Annotated in this window: 24 protein-coding genes; 2 read left to right on the top strand and 22 right to left on the bottom strand. The window is 29.0% G+C overall.

The window, feature by feature from the left end:
• Positions 1-35: 35 nt before the first annotated feature.
• The 20 genes from Q0X98_RS07050 to Q0X98_RS06955 all read right to left on the bottom strand — a co-directional run bounded on the left by Q0X98_RS07050 (position 36) and on the right by Q0X98_RS06955 (position 15,288).
• Positions 36-575 (bottom strand): hypothetical protein, encoded by a 540-nt coding sequence (locus tag Q0X98_RS07050; RefSeq protein WP_297682462.1) that lies wholly within the window; start codon positions 573-575, stop codon positions 36-38.
• Complete coding sequence (locus tag Q0X98_RS07045; protein WP_297682460.1) at positions 572-1,120, bottom strand: hypothetical protein; 549 nt, start codon at positions 1,118-1,120, stop codon at positions 572-574. The genes Q0X98_RS07050 and Q0X98_RS07045 overlap by 4 nt, the downstream gene beginning before the upstream one ends.
• A gap of 408 nt (positions 1,121-1,528) precedes the next feature.
• Positions 1,529-1,729 carry a hypothetical protein gene (locus Q0X98_RS07040; RefSeq protein WP_297682458.1) on the bottom strand — a complete coding sequence of 67 codons (201 nt, stop codon included), beginning with the start codon at positions 1,727-1,729 and terminating at the stop codon, positions 1,529-1,531.
• Positions 1,730-1,829: 100 nt separating this feature from the next.
• Entirely contained in the window at positions 1,830-2,489 is a 660-nt protein-coding gene (locus Q0X98_RS07035; RefSeq protein WP_297682456.1) for a hypothetical protein, read from the bottom strand.
• A 119-nt stretch (positions 2,490-2,608) separates the two neighbouring features.
• A complete protein-coding gene (locus Q0X98_RS07030) occupies positions 2,609-4,009 on the bottom strand; it encodes an AAA domain-containing protein (protein ID WP_297682454.1) in 1,401 nt (466 codons plus the stop codon).
• Entirely contained in the window at positions 3,951-4,715 is a 765-nt protein-coding gene (locus Q0X98_RS07025; RefSeq protein ID WP_297682452.1) for a hypothetical protein, read from the bottom strand. The genes Q0X98_RS07030 and Q0X98_RS07025 overlap by 59 nt, the downstream gene beginning before the upstream one ends.
• A complete protein-coding gene (locus tag Q0X98_RS07020; protein WP_297682450.1) occupies positions 4,673-5,590 on the bottom strand; it encodes a hypothetical protein in 918 nt (305 codons plus the stop codon). Before Q0X98_RS07020 ends, Q0X98_RS07025 begins: the two co-directional genes overlap by 43 nt.
• A gap of 124 nt (positions 5,591-5,714) precedes the next feature.
• Positions 5,715-6,176, bottom strand: coding sequence for a hypothetical protein (locus tag Q0X98_RS07015; protein ID WP_297682448.1), 462 nt, complete (start codon positions 6,174-6,176; stop codon positions 5,715-5,717).
• 398 nt (positions 6,177-6,574) lie between these two features.
• Positions 6,575-6,832, bottom strand: a complete 258-nt coding sequence (locus Q0X98_RS07010) for a hypothetical protein (protein ID WP_297682446.1) — start codon at positions 6,830-6,832, stop codon at positions 6,575-6,577.
• Positions 6,801-7,187 (bottom strand): hypothetical protein, encoded by a 387-nt coding sequence (locus Q0X98_RS07005; protein WP_297682444.1) that lies wholly within the window; start codon positions 7,185-7,187, stop codon positions 6,801-6,803. Before Q0X98_RS07005 ends, Q0X98_RS07010 begins: the two co-directional genes overlap by 32 nt.
• A gap of 246 nt (positions 7,188-7,433) precedes the next feature.
• Entirely contained in the window at positions 7,434-8,297 is an 864-nt protein-coding gene (locus tag Q0X98_RS07000) for a DMT family transporter (protein ID WP_297682442.1), read from the bottom strand.
• Positions 8,298-8,302: 5 nt separating this feature from the next.
• A complete protein-coding gene (locus Q0X98_RS06995) occupies positions 8,303-8,512 on the bottom strand; it encodes a SlyX family protein (RefSeq protein WP_297682440.1) in 210 nt (69 codons plus the stop codon).
• Between the two features lie 165 nt (positions 8,513-8,677).
• On the bottom strand, positions 8,678-8,842 hold the full coding sequence (locus Q0X98_RS06990; RefSeq protein WP_297682438.1) for a YtoQ family protein: 165 nt from the start codon (positions 8,840-8,842) through the stop codon (positions 8,678-8,680).
• Complete coding sequence (locus Q0X98_RS06985) at positions 8,814-9,128, bottom strand: YtoQ family protein (protein ID WP_297682435.1); 315 nt, start codon at positions 9,126-9,128, stop codon at positions 8,814-8,816. Before Q0X98_RS06985 ends, Q0X98_RS06990 begins: the two co-directional genes overlap by 29 nt.
• 65 nt (positions 9,129-9,193) lie before the next feature.
• Entirely contained in the window at positions 9,194-10,540 is a 1,347-nt protein-coding gene (locus Q0X98_RS06980; RefSeq protein ID WP_297682433.1) for an FAD-dependent oxidoreductase, read from the bottom strand.
• A gap of 40 nt (positions 10,541-10,580) precedes the next feature.
• The gene (locus Q0X98_RS06975) at positions 10,581-11,201 is read right to left on the bottom strand and encodes an SOS response-associated peptidase (protein ID WP_297682431.1); all 621 of its coding nucleotides are present in this window, start codon (positions 11,199-11,201) and stop codon (positions 10,581-10,583) included.
• A 44-nt stretch (positions 11,202-11,245) separates the two neighbouring features.
• Positions 11,246-12,427: an NAD(P)/FAD-dependent oxidoreductase gene (locus Q0X98_RS06970; RefSeq protein WP_297682429.1), complete on the bottom strand. Its 1,182-nt coding sequence runs from the start codon at positions 12,425-12,427 to the stop codon at positions 11,246-11,248.
• A gap of 15 nt (positions 12,428-12,442) precedes the next feature.
• Positions 12,443-14,068, bottom strand: a complete 1,626-nt coding sequence (locus tag Q0X98_RS06965; RefSeq protein ID WP_297682427.1) for a SulP family inorganic anion transporter — start codon at positions 14,066-14,068, stop codon at positions 12,443-12,445.
• 30 nt (positions 14,069-14,098) lie between these two features.
• Positions 14,099-14,644 (bottom strand): tetratricopeptide repeat protein, encoded by a 546-nt coding sequence (locus Q0X98_RS06960; RefSeq protein ID WP_297682424.1) that lies wholly within the window; start codon positions 14,642-14,644, stop codon positions 14,099-14,101.
• 35 nt (positions 14,645-14,679) lie between these two features.
• Positions 14,680-15,288 (bottom strand): arylesterase, encoded by a 609-nt coding sequence (locus Q0X98_RS06955; RefSeq protein WP_297682422.1) that lies wholly within the window; start codon positions 15,286-15,288, stop codon positions 14,680-14,682.
• Between Q0X98_RS06955 and Q0X98_RS06950 the strand changes: the two genes are divergently transcribed.
• Together Q0X98_RS06950 and Q0X98_RS06945 are read left to right on the top strand one after the other, a co-directional pair.
• Positions 15,287-15,952: an ABC transporter ATP-binding protein gene (locus Q0X98_RS06950; RefSeq protein WP_297682420.1), complete on the top strand. Its 666-nt coding sequence runs from the start codon at positions 15,287-15,289 to the stop codon at positions 15,950-15,952. The two genes, Q0X98_RS06955 and Q0X98_RS06950, sit on opposite strands and share 2 nt — an antisense overlap.
• Positions 15,936-18,473: an ABC transporter permease gene (locus tag Q0X98_RS06945; RefSeq protein ID WP_297682418.1), complete on the top strand. Its 2,538-nt coding sequence runs from the start codon at positions 15,936-15,938 to the stop codon at positions 18,471-18,473. The genes Q0X98_RS06950 and Q0X98_RS06945 overlap by 17 nt, the downstream gene beginning before the upstream one ends.
• Here Q0X98_RS06945 and Q0X98_RS06940 read toward each other — a convergent pair.
• Positions 18,460-18,984, bottom strand: a complete 525-nt coding sequence (locus Q0X98_RS06940) for a hypothetical protein (RefSeq protein WP_297682416.1) — start codon at positions 18,982-18,984, stop codon at positions 18,460-18,462. The genes Q0X98_RS06945 and Q0X98_RS06940 overlap by 14 nt on opposite strands.
• 12 nt (positions 18,985-18,996) lie before the next feature.
• Positions 18,997-21,426 (bottom strand): FAD-dependent oxidoreductase, encoded by a 2,430-nt coding sequence (locus Q0X98_RS06935; RefSeq protein ID WP_297682414.1) that lies wholly within the window; start codon positions 21,424-21,426, stop codon positions 18,997-18,999.
• Positions 21,427-21,481 lie beyond the last annotated feature (55 nt).

Raw genomic sequence — 21,481 nt, 5'->3', positions numbered from 1 at the left:
TAACTAATTATCAGTTAATCACAACCTCACAAAAATCAATAATATTCATATTTTTTCTCAGTTTTACTTTTATATTCATCTGAATGAATGCTTCTATAATTACCTTGATCATGAGCATTACACCAGTGGACTAAACGTTGCTGCTTATAAAATGTCGCTTCATTATAAGCTAATCTTTGCTTTTCTTTAGTTTTCTCCTGCTGCGCTTTAAAGTCTTTTTCTTGCTTTATCTTTTTATCTTTAGCCTCTTTCTCTTCTAAAGCTTCACGATCTTTAATACTTAATTTTGATTGAGGAGGTACAAATGCATTCACAGGTGCAATTTGAATATTTTCCTTTTTCAAATATTTTTTAGGAAGTTTTTTACCCATCATTGAATAATAAAGAGCAGGATCATCTTTTTTTAACTCTTCTGTACAAAGTTGTTCTCTAGCTTCTAAAGTAATCTTTTTTAATTCTCCTTTAAAATAAAGATTATTTGGCTTCGTTTTCATACAGAAGGTGCTGTAATGATGATAGTTCACTTTAATATTTTTAAAGTTACTCACTTTATTTGGATCAATATCTTTTTTCATGATGTTCTCCCTGCTGATTTTGCGTGATCTTGATAATCTTTAATGGCTGTTCTTAATCTTGCAAAAGATCTTCCATTAATGGTGTTGATCTTTAAAAAAGCATTTCCAGCATTAGCATCTCTCATAAAAGCAATACTTGGAAGCTCTGTTGATCTGACTAATATTTTTTGTTCATTACTTCCAAGTTCTGAACTATCTAGATAATAAGATTTCTCTGATATATTTTCACTTTGATTATAATCTAAGCTTTCTCTTGAAAAAGTACCCGTTTCAATAGTTTGATAACGCCTAATAGACCATTCAAAACTGATGATTTTTCGAACATAAAGCTCGCTGATTAGATCAAATATTGGAAATTGTTTTAATACATCCTTCTTTAAATCTTCAAACTCTTGTTTGTTTTCTCCAACTGCAACATTCTTTTCACAAGTTAATCCATGTTTAATGGAATTTAAACTCGATCTTCTTTTACCAGCTACAGACTTTGGTCCAGTTGATTTTTTTGAATTAAGTCTATTAGCTTTAATCTTCTTTTCTGATGACATATTTTCCTCCATTTAGTTTAGCGTCATTAATTTTTAAGATTACGTTTGTAGTTGCGATCTCTACGATGTGCGCTTCACACTGGAGGAACCAGCTTTAATTAAGTGAGCAGGATTTACGTTCCAGAACGATCTCTTTTAAAAGATAAATCATTTTACCACAACCAAGACTCTGCTGCAACACCACACCAATAAAAAAATAAAAAAAAGTTAAATATTTTTAAAAAATCTCTAAAATTTTATAGGACACCATAGGACATCATGGGACTTAATAAGATAACATAGGACTAAATGGGATTTTTAGATTATTATATGGACGTTGAATAAAGGTTCTAGCGGACGGAAAAATCCACACAAAAAACAGAGTCCACTAGTCACTAGTAACTAGTGGCGAGTAGCGAGGATTATTTATTATTTAACAGAAACTTCTAATTTTCCATCACTAGAAACATCAGCACAATTATCTATAATGTTACATATCTGAACTTTAGGAATGTCGCCACCATACGCGTGGGCTTTACCAAAGAACCCACCACCATTCATCATCTGAACATTCAATCCAATTATTCCAACTGCAATTACAGTTAATATTCCTTTAGTAAATTTATCCATATTTCTCCTTTTGTTTTAAGCAATATTATAGGCTGAATAATCGGGGATCAAGTCTCAGGAATTAACTAATACTAAACGGGATTATAAAAGCTTTTAAAAATTATCGTTTGCCTTCATAATTTAACTCTTCACCTTTGGCATAAGCTTTACATACTGTCTCTTTGACTCTTATAGATGTTTCTCTATTAGATTGATGAAATCCTCTTGCTTTGTGTGCATTTGTCATCTCTCCATAACATTTCCAATATCTGTCATTCAAATAACTAGTATCTTGTTTGGAGGTATCTTTTTTTAGATTATTCAAATTTAAATCCAGATCTTTATTTTCAACTGGATCATCTCCTGAAACAAACCATATTAAAAGACCAAGTGTTAATAAGAAAACAAATATTAGGAGAGCTATGTTTTTAAAAAATTCTTTTTTTTGTTTTCTATAATCTTGATCTTTTCTAAATTGGTTTTCTAACTTTTTTAATTCTTCCTCTTTTGTTTTCCTATTAGAATCATCCTGTGAAAGTTGGTTTAACTCATTTTTTAAACTTTCAATATTATTAACTTCTAAACTTAAACGTTCTTTATTTTTGATAGTTTTTTTGTATCTTCTTATTGGTATTACTATTGATAAAACAACACTTAGAGCTAAAGAGATCCATAAATAAAGATCTTGTTCATAATCAAACATCGCAGATACTATAAAGAAAAATACTAGTAGTATTACTCCCAGAAACACATGCCCAATAATAGGAAATATTTTTTTCATTGATGGTTTTTAACAATAAAGAATAATTATAGAAATATAATATGTGACCAGAACGAGTATTTAAACTCATAATAAAGAGCCTAATGATTTTAAAAGTTTGTAATCTGGTATATTTGTTATTACCGAACCTCTTGAGAATTTAAAACTCTATCCTTTCTAAAAGTTCTATTTTCACCAGTTTTATAATCATAAGTTTTTAAGTACTTATCATCTATTGATAGTATTTTAATTTTTCTACTAGATTTAAAACCTGAAGCAGTCGAGTAATCTATTTCATAAGATTTATTTTCTTCAAAAGAGAATTTAACATTAGATGCATTAAATTCTTTTCTTACAGGTGCTTTTTTTCTTTTGCTACCAGAGCCTCTTTTGCAGCTCATACAAACTATACCAATACCTGAGCTCAGACTGCTATCTTTAAAGGATTTTAAATCTTTTAGCTTTTTGCATCTATCACAATATTTTTTTTCACCATCATTTGTTTTTTGAATAGATTCTTGAATTTTAAATTGAGAAATATTTATTTTTCCATCTTTTTTAAATGTTTCTTTTAATTTTTGATCTAAATATTTAACTGGATTATCTGTAATATTAAATTTGTTTAAACGAATAAAATTAACACCATAAGTTTCTAAGGTTTTCTGCCTCTCCTCATGTTCAATGGTATAATAATCTTCGTAATTACCCTCTGTAATAAGATCAGTATTTTCAAAATGCTCTTTAAGTCCATCATACTCAATAACACTTTGCTTAGTTTTACCGTTAGAATTATAAATAACTAAAAAATCTACAACAAATTTTGGATGATTGTATTCTGTATATAATTGTTTGAAATATTCACCAATTGGAAATTGTGATTTTAGTTCTATCTTGTCTTTATTCTCTAAATAAAATGGAGTTTGTTTGAACCAATCTAAAACTTTAGCCTCCATAGGAGAACTAGGATCTAATTGTGATTTTGAAGGAAGTTTTTCTTCACTATCATAGATATTATGAATAAACCTAATTGCATTTCCTATTTCATTGTTAAATTCATCTGGTTTTTTACTTAATACAAAAACCATTTTTTCTTGAACCCTACTTAGTCCAACATTCATTCTTTGTGCTTTTTTATCTCCAAGTTCTTCAAGATCGGTATTAGATAGATCAGTTGGGAATATCCAATTTAGCTTGTCTTTTTTCTTAGTTGCAACCATTGAATAAAAAATTATTTCTCTCTCTTCACCTTGGCATGTGTCAAAGGTCATAATTTTTAAATTAAGCTTATCGAAAAAATAATCTTTATCTTTGTGTTTAGTTATTAAAGTAGTGAGGTTTTTTTGCTGATCTGAAAAAGGAGTTATAATCCCAACTGTTGTTTCATCTTCTCTTTCTTTGATCTTTTCTAATTGTTTAATGATATATTTTGCTTCTTGATCGTTAGTATTTTGGGTTTCTTGGTCAATTTCATAATCTAAAACTTCAAAATGGATAATATCTTTGATAGATTTTGATCTTAAGCCTGATAGCTTGCAGATCATCACTGTAAAAAGTCTTTGAACAATAAGCTATATGCTCTGGATATCCTCTAAAGTGTTTTTTTAACATAGCATTATAGTTAGCTATCCTTTCAAAGAAATCTAAGATCGATGTCTTAACATTGAAGCTTTCGAGCCTTTCGAGCTGTACTGGATCTTTAGAAATATTATTTTTAAAAACTTTTCTAAGGTTGTTTAACAAAGCATTATTTTTGATTGAAGTTGCTTGATAAGATTGCAAATTACTAAATTGTTTTTTATCTCCAAGCACCAATATTTTTTTAGCTCTTATGATTGCAGGAAATGCTTGAGCTATACTAACTTGAGATGCTTCATCTATGATAATTAAATCAAACATTCCAATATCTAGATCAATATATTCAGCAAAATCTCTTACACTTGAAATAATACATGGGAATGTATTTTTAAGTTTTGCAAATTGATTTTTTGGAAATTTTTGTTTTGCTCTTATAATTTTACTTAAACTTTTTGCAGTATTTCTATTTGTATCAAAGAATTTTATAATCTTTTCATCAATAATATCAGTCATACGAGTTGTGTATAGAGACTGCGCTCTTTTCATCAAAGATGCATAATCAAAATTTTCTGAGTTATCAAAAATTCCCGAAAAGAAATTTTCCAAGTTATAATAACGCTTTATTGAATCTACAGTTTCTTCTTCAAGTAAAGCAACTTTATTTTCAAACAAGTGTCAATATCATTTTCTTTAATACCAAGTTTTTTAGATTGTTCTTGATTATTGTAAATAATGTTTAATGTATGTTTGTATTTATTAAAAAAAGCTAATTGATCTTTTATTGAAGAATAATCTTTATTGGCTTTAATAATCTTAATTAATACTTCATGGTTTAATTTATTTTTTTTACAATAATCAATAAAAGACTCAATATATTCTTTAAAAACTTGAAGGTTTACATCATCTTTTTTTAAATTAATCGATCCTGAATAACCAATATTTTTTTTAATATCTTCTTCAATTGTTTGAATTTTTCCAGCTTTTAAAAAACCACCAAGAATACCTCCCGTTAATTCTCTGTATTCAGAAATTTTTTTTCCAAGATAATTCCATTGATTTCTCACTAATCTTATTAGTAAATAAAATATTTTGGTTGCTTTGATATTTTCACCAACAAAATTATGTATTTCATCTAAATTTTGTTGGTAGTTCTTAAAGTCCAATAATTTTTTAGATTTATAAATTTCTTTGAATTTATCGATTACAAACTCATATTCTGAAATTTGATTTAAGTTATCAATAAAGTTATCTAGAGGTAAATCTTCACTCGTTAGTGAATTTGTTTGAAGATATAGATTTAAATCTTTAACATTAATAACAAGATCTTCTTTTGAACATTGTTTTGATACCTCAGCAAATTCTTGAAATTTTTCTTTATCTATTCCCTGATAATGATCTGAAAGTATTTTTAATCTATCATTAACAACTCCTGAAATTTCAGAAATTTCTTTTTCGACATCTTTTCTGTGAGTTTTTTGAGCTCTATGAAAAGTCCTTAAATTGTCTACAGATGTTTTTGCAAGTATCTTATTATAAGTATTACCCATCTTCCCTAATCTTAAAATGGGATTTTGGATATTATGCTTTCCCCTTACCTGGTTAAGAGTTGTATTAATTTTGTTCTCAACGACATCTAAGGCTTCTCTCGTATCTGATAAAATTAAGATTGATTTAAATTTTAAGAATATAATCAAAAGCAATAGCAGAAATAGTATGTGATTTACCAGTGCCAGGTGGCCCTTCAACAACTACATATTTACATTTTTCATTATTGAGTGCTTTAAGAATTTTTTGTTGTTCTGGATTAACTGGGATTGGACTTTCATAATTTAATCTATCACTAACTTCTAATCCATCCCATTCATCTTCGATATTTTCATTTACTACTTCTGGTTCATTAATTAAGAAATCAGTAATCAGTTGTTTAAACATTTCAGCAACATCACTATCTCCAGCTAAAAGTTTTGATAAAATATCCTCATAATCATTTACAAGAGCTTCATCAGATTTATCAAAAACACAAAAATAACAATTATTTGAAATATTAAAATCTTTTGCTCTAGATACTTGCTTGGTAGAATTTTTAAAATCTATATCTCCACTTGTTCTAAGTTTAGAGACTAAGGTTTTCAACTATACCTGTTAATCTTTCAGATAAATTTTCTTCTTCAGAGATATATAAGTTTTCTTTCTTCATCAAATGTTTCTACTTTTTTGTCATCTTTAAACAAAACCTGAAATGCATATTGAATAGCTTTTCTATTAACAAACATTTCATTTGAAAAACTAATTTTAAAATGACTCTCTGTTGAATACTCTTTGATATTTGCCTGAATATAGAAAAGTGGAAATTTCTTTTTTTCAATCTCAATATCACCAAAATATAAATATATTTCTTTTTTATCTAAATTTTTTGTGAATTAACAATTTCTTGAAGATCATAATAAAAATCTTTTACCTCAAAGCTAGAAAAATAATTTAATAAGCTTGAGGCAATATCTGTTTTGTTAAACAAGCTAGCAACATCATCTTTAGGTTTTATATTTTGGATCCGCAAGAATATTATTAAATATTGAAGGAACTTGTTCGACTAGAGGGTCAAGTATCAATTCTGTAAGTCCATGTTCTAAACGTCTAAAGGATTCTAACTGGAAATTACTTTGACTACCTATTAATGGATCCATTTTTTCCGAAATAGGTTTAATGACTATTTCTATAATTTCTTTCTTAATAATTTCATTTATTTTGTCATATGCTTCATCTGGTTTGTTTCTTGTGCGATATAGCAAATTCTTTAATAGTTTTAGATGAGAGAAGAACAATCTTATCAATATCTTTATCTTTAATTTGTTTTGTTAGTTTTTTAAGTAAATCAATTGAATTATCATTTAGTTTGACTGTATGAGTTCCTTTTTTAACAGAAATATCTTGTTGAAAAGGTTCGGGTTTATTTAAAATTTTTCTAATAGACTCATTAAAATTTTCATACTTTGATAAATTAATTCCAATCTTAAAATTCTTTTCATCTTTTAAGTCTGATGTACCTTTTGGGAAACGAGTAGATTTAAAACCACTCTGTAAAAAATCCATGAAATATTTACAAAGTTCTTCAGTAAATATATTTCTAGATTGCTGCGTTGACATAAAAATTAATCAGATAATAGTTTATAAGTTTTATTAAGAAGATCTGAGAGTATGGACATAAATTATGCTACCAAATCCTGAACTCTTACTCAAGTTGAGTTAATTAACTAATACTAAACAGGATTAAAGTAGACTGAGGCGTGGCTAATTAATTCAATTATCTTCTAGCTGGAGTTTTAGATGCAACGTATTGTTTTCTAACCCCTTCTCTAAAATAAATATAAACCCCTGCTGAGATAATACAGATTACTCCAATAAAGTTCTAATAGATGGAATTTCACTAAATAAAAAATAACCTGGGATCATGGACATTATAATTAATGAGTACTCGAATAATGAGACAACGGATGGAGATGCAATGATATATGCAGAAAATATACACAAAAATGCAATAGATGCTGCAAGCCCAAAAAATAGTATAAACTTCCAAGTATAATCAAAGTTTGAAAACCACTCTCTAAAGATAAACTGAGTAGTTGGATCAAAATCAGTACTGTTAAACTGACCATTACCCATAAAGAGATAAATGATCCCACATAATATAAGAGCAATTAAATAAAAGTAATATAGCTGAGTGTTTACATCATCTTTATCAGATGTGTATTTAGTAATAGTCATTGAAGCTGCATAAAACAAAGCACTTAGAACGGGTAACAAGTTTCGATATTCAAATTCTGAAAAATTAGGATTTAAAACAATTAATACTCCCATAAAACCAAAGGCAATAGCTGACCAACGTCTTATTCCAATAAACTCTTTTAAGAAAAATTTAGCAAATATAGAGACAAAGAAAGGACATGAGAAAAATAAAGCATTAGCCGTTGCTAGTTGCATATAAGTAATAGAGATAAAGAAAGTTGAAAATGCAATAAAGTGTAACAATACTCTTATAAAAGTTAATAAGGGATAATGAGTTTTTAAAGATACTTTTTGTCCTTTAAAACTTAAGTAGATAAATAAAACAATTGCAGCAACTAAATATCTTCCAAAGAATATTTCATAAAGAGCAGATTGCTCGAAGATAAACTTAATCAATGCATCTTGCATTGAAAACAAGCTCATAGCGATAAGGATTAAAACAATTCCTTTTGAATTATTATCTGCGGTCATTAGTATTAATAATGAGGTGGTTTTTTATCTTCTTTAATTGCTCCTGATGCAATCTCCCCATCCATTTCAATAATTCTCTTATTTAAATCAGTAATTTCTTTTTTAAGATCTTTAATCTCTTTTTGTTGAGAATAAAGCTCATTACTTAAGTCTGATAGTTCTTGCTGGAGATAAGTGACTTGTTCTTCTAAATTTTTATTAACTTTTGTCGTCATGATTAATCCCAAATAACTTTTTAATTTTATCTTTATAAGAATAATATAAAGAAAAGCAGATCAAGCCTACTAATACTACTCCAACGAATATTCTTAAATACTGATTAAAGAACAAGTTTATAAATTCAGTCATAATAAGATTTTATTAATTAAGATCAAAAATTTTTATTTTAAAGTTCCCTCTAAAACATACTTTAATATTCTAACCACCTGCATTTGATCTGAAGCAACAGCTGAGGCTGCAGCATCTATTTCTTTTAAAGCGTGTTGATGATCTTCATTTTGTATAACAATAATTGATTTATTTAATGCAGATGCATATCCCTGCATCAAAAGCTGCATTCCATTGTTTGTATTTTTCACCAAATTTAACAACGACCACATCACTGTCTTTAATAGACTTTTTGGTTCTAATTGAATTGATATTGGCACCTTTTCTATCTTTCCAAATATTTTTCTCTTCAGCACCTAATATTTCAACACCACAATCATCTGATGACGGGTGATCAGTTACAGGAGATGAAAATTGAATATCTAAATTTTGTTTTTTACAATTATCAATTATTTCTTCACGCCAGTTTGTGTGAATTTCACCCGCTAAATATACTTTTAACATTTGTTCTCCCGTTTACTGTTAATTCTTTATCTTAGATAATTTTTATTAATATAAATCAATATATATCAAATGTTTAACTTGTCTTTAATTGCATAAAACCACACAGCCAATCTAAAATAAAATGTCCTTAATTGAGGAAAAATAAACTTTTTAGGTAACCCTTTATATATCTTTGAAATATCAAGTTCTTTACTATTTGAAGAGAAAACTAGTTTAGATAACTGTTTTCCAGTCCAAGGAGCAGCACTAACCCCTACGCCGTTATAGCCAAATCCATAATAAATCTCCTCATTATCAATTTTACCAATTGATGGGGCAAGCTTTTGGGATAAAGCGATTAACCCACGCCAGTTATAATCAATTGAGACATTAGACCACTTTGGAAAAATATCTTTTAAAAACTTTTCCATCTTTTTTGACATATCTAAATTTGACTGATCACTTCCTGTTAAATCTCCTCTGGTTCCAAATAAAATTCGATTATCTGGCAACTTTCTATAATAATACAAAAGGTTTTTAGTGTTAGCGATGGGTGAAAAAGTTTTAAAGTTATGAACATTCAGTTCATCCTCATTAAGTTTTCTAGTTACAATTATATTTGAAATAACAGGAAGTACTCTTCCATCTATTTGAGGAATTAATCCTTCTTGATAAAATCCATTGGTTGCAACTACTATTTTTTTAGATCGAATAGATCCTTCTTTAGTTTTTAAGATATAAGATCCATTTTCTTTATCTATTTTATCAACTTTAGTGTGTTCAAATATTTTTAATTTTTTAGATAACGCATATTTTGCAATCCCATTTACAAATTTAAGAGGATTAATTGCAAATCCAGGTTTATATGAAAAAGCTCCATATTGTTCGGTTCCTCCATGTCCAATTTCATTGAATTCATCTTTTGAATAAACTTTAGTTTCAATCCCAAACTCAGATTTATAAACCTCAGCTTGCTGTTTTATTTGTTCAAATTTATTTTTATGATGAGCAACCACATAATTACTGTCTCCAGTTACATCACAATCAATATTATATTCTTTAATAATATCTTTTGTATGATTGGAGCCTTCAACAGAATTTTTAAAAAACCTTTTTGTCTCCTCCACTCCATATATGGATTGCATTTGTTTAAAAGACATCTTGCTTGGAGGCAAACAATTAAATCCAGCATTCCTTGAAGATGCGCCCCAACCTATTTTTCCCGCTTCAACTAAAATGACATCTAAGTTATGATTTTCTATTAAATTAATTGCACAAAGTAATCCTGTGTACCCTCCACCGATCACTACAATTTCTGAATTAGTATCTTTTGTAAGTTTGTCTATTTGTAAATTTTCGCTTGATTGATCTTCCCAATAACTACTAACAGGTGTATCAAATTTATAAATATCTGAATGATATAAATTTTTCATTTTTTAAGAATACTTAAACTTGTAACAAGTGTCTAATTTTCTAAACAGCTTGAACCAATGAAGCACTGTTATTGGTAGGTTTGTTTACCTCTTTGGACACTTCATGAAAAATAAGATCCGGTTTACTGCATTCCTTTAAAAAGGCTGAACCTTGTAACTCTAAATTTAAATATCGATTAACATCTGTTTGATTAATGATTACTGGTTGTCGGTGATGTATCTCAGTATTGTTATCTTTAGCTTCTTCTGTAATTAAACAAAATTGATCCTCTTCAAAAATTCCTGCAAAGAATATTGGTTTAGTATCTTTTCTTGTAAAATAATGAGGAGTTTTCTCTTTTTCTTCTCTTTTCCATTCATAAAAACCATCTGCTACTGCAACACATCTATTATTCTTGATTAGTTTTTTAAATGAAACTTTTTCATCAATGGTCTCTAATCTTGCATTAATTAATGCTTTGAAATCTTTATCTTTAGCCCAACCTGGAATTAAACCCCATTTAAGAGCTTCTAATGTATTTCCATTTTTATATTTTTTAATCACTGGAAGCTTTTGATACGGATGAGCGTTATAATTTTCAGTATCTTCAACTTGAATTGCAGATTTAACTAACTTACTAGTTTTAGTAACTGGATTTTTAACCACATATCTTCCACACATAATTTTATTTTAGCAAATAGAATAGATTAAGTCGATACGGTGGTTTAGGCGTATTGGCCAGCAACATAACCAGAAGACCAAGCCCACTGAAAATTATAGCCACCTAAATGGCCAGTAACATCCACAACTTCACCAATAAAAAATAAATTTTTGTGTTTATTAGACATCATTGTTTTTGATGATAATTCTTTAGTATTAACCCCGCCTAAAGTGACTTCTGCTGTTCTATACCCTTCAGATCCTGTTGGATTGATTAACCAAGAATTTATATTTTCACTTAATTGTTTTAAAATTTTGTTAGACAGTTCAGAAATATTTCCAGTAACTTTATTTTCACTACAAATTATTTGAGCTAATCTTTTGGGTAAAATTTCACTTACAATATTTAAGATATCAAATTTTGGATTTAACTTTCTTTTCTCTTCTAATAAATCGTAAACATTTATCTTAGGTGACAAGTTAACTTGAATATTATCACCCTGCTTCCAGTAAGATGAAATTTGTAAAATAGAAGGACCACTTAAACCTCTATGCGTAAATAACATTCCTTCTTGAAATAAAACTTTATTAAATGAGACTATTGCTTCAACAGAAAGTCCGGTTAATTCTTTACACATCTCTAGTATCTTTTCACTAAACGTTAAGGGCACTAATGCAGGTAAAGTTTCAATAATATTATGATCAAATTTCTTAGCGATTTCATATCCAAATGAAGTGGCGCCAATTTTTGGAACTGATAATCCTCCAGTTGCAACAATTAAAGACTCTGATGAATATTTATCTGTTTCAGTTGATACAAGATATTGATCATTAACTTTATCAACGTTCTTTATAATAAATTCTTTTAAAACAGTTACATTTGCTAGCTCACATTCTTTAAGTAGCATCTCAACAATTTGTTGAGCACTATGATCACAAAACAATTGTCCTAATTTTTTTTCATGAAATTTAATCTCATACTTATTGATTAAATTTATAAAATCGTTTTGGGTATATTGACTTAAAGCTGATCTTACGAACTTTGGGTTTTGAGAAAGAAATTTGCTTGGATTAGTGTTGATATTAGTAAAATTACATCTACCTCCTCCAGAAATTCTAATCTTCTCGCCTATTTTTTTATAATGATCAACAAGCAAGACTTTACGACCACGTTTTCCAGCTTCAATAGCACTCATCATGCCAGCTGCACCTGCTCCTATTATAATTACATCGTATTGAATACTCATAACTAGTAGTGAGTTTTATTTACCAAATATTTTTAATTTAACTCCATAATCTACAGCTAAACTGTAATCAGGATCGTCATCACTATCAACTACCAACTGACCTGTTTTACTCAAAAGCTTATGACAATCTTTAGTTAAATGTCTCAATTTAATTTTTTTTCCAAAACTATTATATTTATGAGCAACATCTTCAATTGCCTTTAATGCAGACTGATCAATTACTCTAGATTTTGCAAAATCAACAATCACTAACTTTGGATCTTGTTCAGGAGTAAATAATTCTAAAAAACTATTGGCTGAACTAAAAAATAAAGGTCCTTCAATTTCATAAACTTTAGCACCCTTATCTGTTTTTGAAGGTCTCTCAATAGCTCTAATTCTTGAAGCAGTTTTCCATGCATAAACTAAAGCTGAAACAATAACCCCTACAATCACAGCTACTGCTAAATCTTCTAACACTGTTACAACCGTTACAAGGACTGTAACTAGGGCATCACTTTTTGGAACCATCATTAAAAACTTAATTGAATTCCAAGCAAAAGTTCCAATCACCACCATAAACATTACCCCTACTAAAGCTGCAATGGGGATCATCTCTATATAATTAGATGTATATAAAATAAAGATTAACAAAAATACTGCTGCTGCAATACCAGCTAAACGAGTTCTACCACCTGATCTTACATTAATCATTGATTGACCAATCATGGCGCAACCACCCATTCCCCCAAAAAAACCAGTAACCGAATTTGCAAATCCTTGAGCCAAACATTCTTGGCTAGCGCCTCCTCTTTTATTAGTAATCTCTCCTACTAAGTTTAAAGTTAACAAACTCTCTATTAATCCAATTGAAGCTAGGATAAATGCATAAGGGAAAATAATTTTTAATGTCTCAAAATTTAAAGGAACATTTGGAATTGAAAAATTAGGCAATCCTCCTTTAACGCTCGCTAAATCTCCAACACTTGGAATATCAATTTTAAGAGCAAGAACTAATACAGTTGTCAAAAGTATTGCAACTAGAGTTGATGGAACTACTTTTGTAAGTTTAGGCAAAAACCAAATAACAAACATAGTAAGTAAAACAAAAACAATAGAATAAAGTAATATATCTCCTGATATCCAAACTGATTGTCCAAGATCATTTATTGTTTTAAACTGACTTAGTTGAGAAATACCAATTACGATTGCAAGGCCATTTACAAACCCTAGCATAACAGGTTCAGGTACCATTCTTATAAATTTTCCTAATTTAAAAACACCTGCTAGTAATTGTAAAGCTCCCATTAAAACAACTGTTGCAAATAAATATTCAGCACCATGTTCAGTGACCAATGAAACCATAACCACAGCAAGAGCTCCTGTTGCGCCCGATATCATTCCAGGTCTTCCGCCAAATACAGCTGTAATTAATCCAACAATAAAAGCAGCATACAAACCGGATAATGGAGCAACTCCTGCAACAAAAGCAAAAGCTATAGCTTCTGGCACTAATGCTAATGCAACTGTTAATCCTGATAAAATTTCTACCTTAAATAAAGAAAAAGATACCCCACCTTTTGGAATATAGTTCTGAGCATTAAAACTTAAAGATCTTGCAAGTGTTAACATTGCCTTAGACGGAGGTGTGGTTTTTTTCATCTATTGATTGATTTTAAACTTTTTAATTAATTAAATTGATTGTCTTTTAATTAACTCTTCAATTTGTTCAATCATTACCTTGGATGATTTCATTGCAGGGTAAATTTCTTGAGCTTTTTGGTAACTTCTCTTTGCTTTATCGTAATTCTTTAACTTTATATTAACCATACCTTGTCCTGCTAAAGCTCCAAAATGTCTTTCTTCTAATTCTAAAACTTTATCAATATCATCTTGTGATTTTTGAAATTCTCCAACCATATAAAATACTGTTGCTCTTTTATTCCAAGCCTCTGCCCAAGCTGGATCTAAATCAATTGCTTCGGTAAAAACATCAATTGCTCTAGTTAATTGTTGGTCTTGAACTAACCTTGATCCCTCGTCTAAAAGGGATGTTAATTTTTGATCTGTAGGATGAGTACTCCATAACATCCAAATTTGTTGAGCTATTCCTGATGATAAAGACGGAATGTTTTTTTTCAATTCTAGAAATAATTTATCAAGTTCAACATTTCTATCGTTTGCACTTAAAGATGTGGTTGAAAGAAATAAAATGATAATGGATAGAATCTTTTTCATTAAAAAAAAGATAACAAAAAAATAATATTAAGTCTTTATAGATTTTCTAAGATAGCTTTTTTTAGTGTGTTACCAATGATAATTGTGCCTTGGTCATTTGGATGCATGCCATCACTTAAATTAAATTCAGGTTTTTGAGCTACACCTTCAAGTAGAAATGGAATTAGTTGTAAATTATATTCTTTGGATAAGTTAAAGAAAATTTTATCAAAAGATTCCTTATATTCAGAACCATATGAAGTAGGTGCAATCATTCCTGCAATGATTATTTTTATATTTTTGTTTTTTGCAATTTGAATTATTTCTTCTAAATTATTTTTTGTCTCCTTAGGATTAATTCCTCTTAACATATCGTTAGCTCCAAGACATAAGATCATTAGATGAATATTAGATTGGGATAATGTCCACTCAGCTATATTTAATCCTCCTGCAGATGTGCTTCCTGAAACACTACCGTTGATAATTTCAACATTATGTCCTTCTAACTCTAAACTATTTTGTAAAACTACTGATAAATGTTGTTCCTTAGGTAATCCGTAGCCTGCCATTAAGCTATCTCCAAACAATATTACTTTTTCTATTGCACTTACCTTTATGGTGACTAGACAGAGTACAATTATTTTAATAATAAAACTTTTATTCATGAGCATTCTTCTTAAATTAAATAAAGTAAATCTTAAATACCAAACTGGTAAAGATAATATCAGAGTTTTAAAAGATGTTAACTTAACTACCAAGAAAAAAGAGACTATTTCTATTGTTGGAGAAAGTGGATCGGGAAAAACCAGTCTGATAATGTTAATTGGAGGCTTAGAAAAAGCAACTTCTGGAAAAATTTTTTTTCAAAATCATGAGATTACAAAATTAAGTGAAGATGAAGTCTCGGAAATTAGAAGAAAAAATATTGGAATTATATTTCAGTCATTTTATTTAATCCCCAATTACACAGCAGTTGAAAATGTAGCCTTAACTCTTGAACTGAATAAATTTAAAAACCCTGAAAAAGAGGCAAAACTATTATTAGATAGATTTGGACTTAATCATCGATTTAATAATTTACCAAGCCAACTATCAGGCGGAGAACAACAAAGAGTTGCGATAGCAAGAGCCATTGCAATGAAACCAGAGTTAATCTTGGCAGATGAGCCTACTGGAAATTTAGATACTGAAAATTCTGTAATGATTTCTGATATATTATTTAATTATGTAAAAGAAGAAGGTTCATCACTCATTATGGTAACTCATGATCCAAAATTAGCTAATAAAGCAAAACGAAAGATTAAAATTAAAGATGGAAAAATTAAATAATTCATCTGAATTTAGTTTAATAATTAAGTATGCTTTAAAGGATTTAAGTAGAAATTATAAAAAATTAACTAGTATTATTATAACTCTTTTTATTAGTCTTTTCATTTTAAGTGCCATCTTCACCATTGAAGATAGTTTGAAAAAAGAACTTAATGATAACGCTAAATCTTTATTAGGAGGCGATCTTGAGATTGACTACAACCGTAATGAAGGAAATCTTGAACTAGTCAATCAAGTAAAAGAATTTACAACTATATCTCAGATGATTGAGTTTAGTACAATGGTCTCAACCATTGATAGAAAAAAAAATAAATCTCTTTTTACCAGAATTAAAACTGTAGACACTAAATATCCATTATATGGCTCTGTTGATTATGAGCCAGCAGGTGCATTTGATAGAATGCATAACGAGCCCAATACTTTGTTAATAAATGAAAGTTTATCAAAAAATTTAAACTTAAAAATTAATGAAAAAATTAAAGTTCAAAATCAATTATTCACAATTATTGGGATTGTAAAATCTGTCCCCGATGTCAGTGGGTTTGTTGCTTTTGGTGATTGGGCACTTGCAGGAGATCAAACATTAGAAATTTTGAAACTCAATGGAATTGGCAGCTTTTTAAATTATGAATACAAAGTAAAATTTAGCGAAGCAGATGATGCTGATAAAATAGAAAAAAAAATAGAAAATATATTTAAAGATGATCAAAAAGTTAAGCTTAGATATCCTGAAAATTCTGCGAGTGGATTAAAAAGAATAATCAACAATTTTTCACAGTTTTTATCACTAGTTTCAATTAGTGCGATGTTGATTGCAGGAATTGGAATTGCAAACACTCTTCTTTCTTTTATTAATCAAAACAATATGTCTATTGCAGTTAGAAAAGCAGTTGGATTTTATTCAGGTAATATTAAAACACTTTATTATCTTCAATTATTTATCTTACTTTTAGTAATCACAACTTTTGCTTATGGTTCAAGTTTTTTAATTGTACCTTTTGTTGACCAATATTTATCAGATGGATTAGGGCTAAATGTTTCCCCAGTATTTTCGATTATAAATTTTATTAAAATATTTTTAGTTGGGTTATTAGTTCTTATTATTTTTTCAATCCCAACCATTAGTTCAATCGATCAAGTAAAAGCCTCAAATTTATTTAGAAATGTTTTTCAAAATTTAGAATTTTATTATTCAAAAAAATCTACAGCTTTAAGCCTAATCTTATTATCAATTTTGGTATTATTATTTAGTTTTGGATCTGAAAGACCTATTTATAGTCTTGGATATTTTGTTGCTTTTTTTGTTTGTTTAATAGTATTTTTTCTACTTTCAAAAATAATCATTTATTTTTTAAAAAAATTTAAATCTACTTCCAATATATCTTTAAAAGTATCCATTAAAAATATAACCCAGACAAAAAGTATTACTCCAATTACAATAATGTCTTTAGGTTTAGGAGTTACTTTACTGCTTACACTAGCGTTAGTTGGTACTAATTTTCAAAGAGAAATTGCAAAATCCATACCTGATATTGCTCCTGATTATTTTTTTGTTGGAATTCAAAAGGGAGAAAAAGAAATTTTTGAAAAAAACATACTTAATATGGATGCTAATGCAAAAATTGAAGTGGTGCCGATGGTATCATCTGGGATTATTAAGATTAACGGGATTAATCCAAATACTTATATTAAGCCTGACAATGACAGTTACTGGGTAATTGGTAGTGATAGAAGATCTTCATGGGTAGATGAAATTCCAGAAGATAATCCATTAACTGAAGGTCAATGGTGGGATCTTACCAAACCTAACCAACTTCAAATTTCTTTAGATGCTGAAGTTGCAAAAAATTTAAATATTAAATTAGGCGATGTGTTTACACTAAATATTTATGGTAGAGAAATTGATGGAGAAATAGTTAATTTTAGAGCGGTTGATTACCGTGATCTCAGTATTAATTTTGCTATGTTATTTAATCCTCAATTTGCAAATAACATTCCTCATGAATATTTAGCGACTGCAAAATTTGAAACGATTGAAAAGTTTGATGAGACTTCAATGTTAGATGTATTACCTAGTTTATCCATGATTAAGATTGCAGATTATTTAAATAAAGTAACCGATGTTTTAAATAAAGTATTTATAGCTGTAACCCTTATTTCAGCAGTCACTATTATTATAGGATTAATTGTTATTTCTAGCGCTATCATGGTTCAAGGAAAAGTTAAAGAATATCAAAATTTAGTATTTAAGATTTTAGGGTTTTCAAAAAAAGAAGTTATTTTATCATCCTTAATCGAATTTTTAATAATCTTTAATTCTGTAATATTGATAGCAACCTTTTTTGCGGTAACTGCCTCTAAATTTATAATGGAAAATATTTTTGAACTAGTCTGGGCTTTTGATTTTAAAGTTTTATTTAATCTAGGATTGAGTATTGGATTAGTTACTTTAGCTTTGATAATGATTACAAATTTAAAATACCTAAGTCCTAAAGTTTATCCAATGATTAGGAACCAGTAGATTTTAATATCTCCAATGGAAGTGGTGCGTCAGGATATTTAACAATGCATAATTGTTCATATTTTTTACAAAAATCCATTAAAACTTTGTGTACGTTATCTTTATTATTAAGATTTAAACTTTCAATCATTTGATCTCTTTCTTGCTCAAGCTCTTTAATCTGATTGTTATTAACAAACTCACCAGTTTCAATTTCCCAAAAAGTATTTTCTAACTCTTCATTACTTAGCTCTTTAAGTTTTTTTTGAAGTCCTTTGATTACTTCATCATCAGTTACTTTATCTTTCATAGGTGAATTTAATAACTTGATTAAACATTTGTCATTCAATCCATCAATAAAATGATCATAAGGTCTTCCTTCAGACAAATCTCTAAAATGATTTGAATTAAAATACTTATTAATCGCTTCTTTTGTAGATACTTTTTCCTTACCTTTAATCACAGCTATTTGAACATAAACTTCTTGATGAATATAATTGTCTAAGTGTTCTTTAATTTTTGAAGGTATCATTAATAATATTTACTATGCTTTTAATCTTTGATTTGTTGGATCAAACGCTGGTTCTTCTATGATATTTGCTTTGATTTTTTCACCCTGAATATCAATTAAAAATTCATTTCCTAACTTTGCGGTTTCTGGTTTCACATAAGCGAAAGCTAAACTTTTTTTAACTCTAAAACCATATCCACCAAATGTTGTGAGCCCCACTCTTTCATTATTGAAATATACAGGTTCATTGCCATGAACATCTGCATTTTTTGCATCAACTTCTAAATAAACTAATTTTGTATCAATTCCTTTTTTTAATCTTTCTTTAACTGCATCTGATCCAATAAAATTATCTTTTTTATCTAAATTAAAAAATTTATCTAAACTTGCCTCAACCACACTTATTTCTGGTGTTAATTCTGACCCCCAACCTCTATAGCCCTTTTCCATTCTCATAGAATTTAGAGCTCTTGAGCCAAAATCTTTTATATTTTCACTTTGTCCCTCTTTAAATAATAAATCATAAACGTCACTCATTTTATCCATTGGCATATGAAGCTCCCATCCAAGTTCGCCGGCGTAATTTACTCTTAGTGCTAAAACTTCAATATCAGTAATCTTTATCTCTTTTGATTTCAACCACGGGAAATTTTCATTTGATAAATCAGTGTTTGTAATTTTAGTTAAAACACTTCTTGATTTTGGACCAATTACACCAAGCACACCTTTTTCTAAAGAAACATTTTTAATTACTACTTTTTCATTATCTTGTTTGTTTTGATTAAACCAATCTAAATCTCTTATTTCAGAAACTGCTGCTGATAATGCATAGTAACAATTTTCTTTAACTTTTGTGATTGTAAATTCACTCTGAATTCTACCAATATTATTTAATGTGTGAGTTAATATGATACTTCCATCTTTTTTGGGAATTTTGTTAACACATAGTCGATCTAAAAATTGATAACTATCTTCTCCTGTTATTTCATATTTTGAAAAGGTACTTAAATCTATAACTCCAACATGTTTATGAACATGCTCACATTCTTTTTGGATATAGGGAAAAACATTATTTCTACTATAACTCAATTCCTCTTTAACTTTATTGGAATTAAACCAGTCTGGTTTTTCCCAACCATATAAATCATAGTATTCTGCACCCTTATCTTTTAATGATTGATAAACCCCAGACATTTTCATCGGTCTGCCAGCTTCAACTTTTTCATGAGGCATTGGTGTTACATACATTCTTCGATACTGTTCTTTAGATTTTTCAATTGAATACTCTTTATTGACCCAACTCATATATCTTCTGGGTTCAAACTCCATCATATTAATTTCACTATCACCATGTACAATCCATTGTGCCATATACTTACCAGCACCTCCTCCATGGGCTATGCCAATACTTGCTGCACAAAACATCCAAAAATTTTTAAGACCTGGTGCTGGACCTGCTAAAAAATTATCATCCGGTGTATGTGTGATAGGTCCACAGATTATTCTTTTAATTCCAACATCTTTAAACTGAGGAATTCGATCCATTCCTTTTTCTAAGTGATGTTCTATTCTATCTAAATCAGGCTCTAATAATTCCATATCAAACTTCCAATCCATTCCATCTAAAGCCCAAGCAGCTACATCTTTTTCATATGGACCAATTAATAATCCTTTTCCTTCTTGTCTTAAGTAAGAAGAGGAGTCAGGATCTCTTACAACTGGTAATTCTTTATCAAGTTTTTCAATTTCTGGATGAGACTCAGTTACTAAATATTGATGAACCATATTTATACTCGGAACATTTTTAAGCCCAACCATCTGCGCAACCTCCGGACAAAAACTTCCGGCAGCATTAACTACATGTTCACAAATAATATCTCCTTTTTCAGTTATAACTTTCCATTCTCCTGAGTTTAGTTGTTCAATATTTGTTACACGATTTTTTCTATATATTTTTGCACCACTATCTCTTGCACCTTTTGCCATAGCGTTCGTAGTACTTGTTGGATCAGTGTACCCATCTTCAGGTGTATAAAAGGCTCCAAGTATTCCATCCAGTTTTATAAACGGGTGATACTTATGAATTTCATCTGTTGATATTATTGATGAGGGAGAGCCAACAACATCTAATAATCCCTTTGTATAATCAAACCATTCAAGATCCTCTTTTTTATACGCAAGTCTTAAGCTTCCAGTTTCATGAAAACCGGTTGGCTGACCAGTTTCTTTCTCTAAAGACTTATATAGATTAGTTGAATGTAAATGTATTTTTGCAAGATTTAAACTACTTAACATATGAGGACATTGTCCTGCAGCATGCCATGTGGAACCAGATGTCAATTCACTTTTTTCTATTAAAACTACATCACTCCAACCCTCTTTGGTTAAATGATATAATAAGCTAACACCCATTATACCTCCACCAACAATAACTAATTTTGCGTGAGATTGAATTTTGTCCATATAATTTAGTGCAAATTATAATATATACATCATAATTAAAGATGTAATTGATAAT

Source organism: uncultured Candidatus Pelagibacter sp., from assembly GCF_943788075.1.
In the GTDB taxonomy this organism is placed as follows: Bacteria; Pseudomonadota; Alphaproteobacteria; order Pelagibacterales; family Pelagibacteraceae; genus Pelagibacter.
The sequence above is the reverse complement of the archived record's forward strand: the minus strand, read 5'-3'. Positions and strand labels throughout refer to the sequence as shown.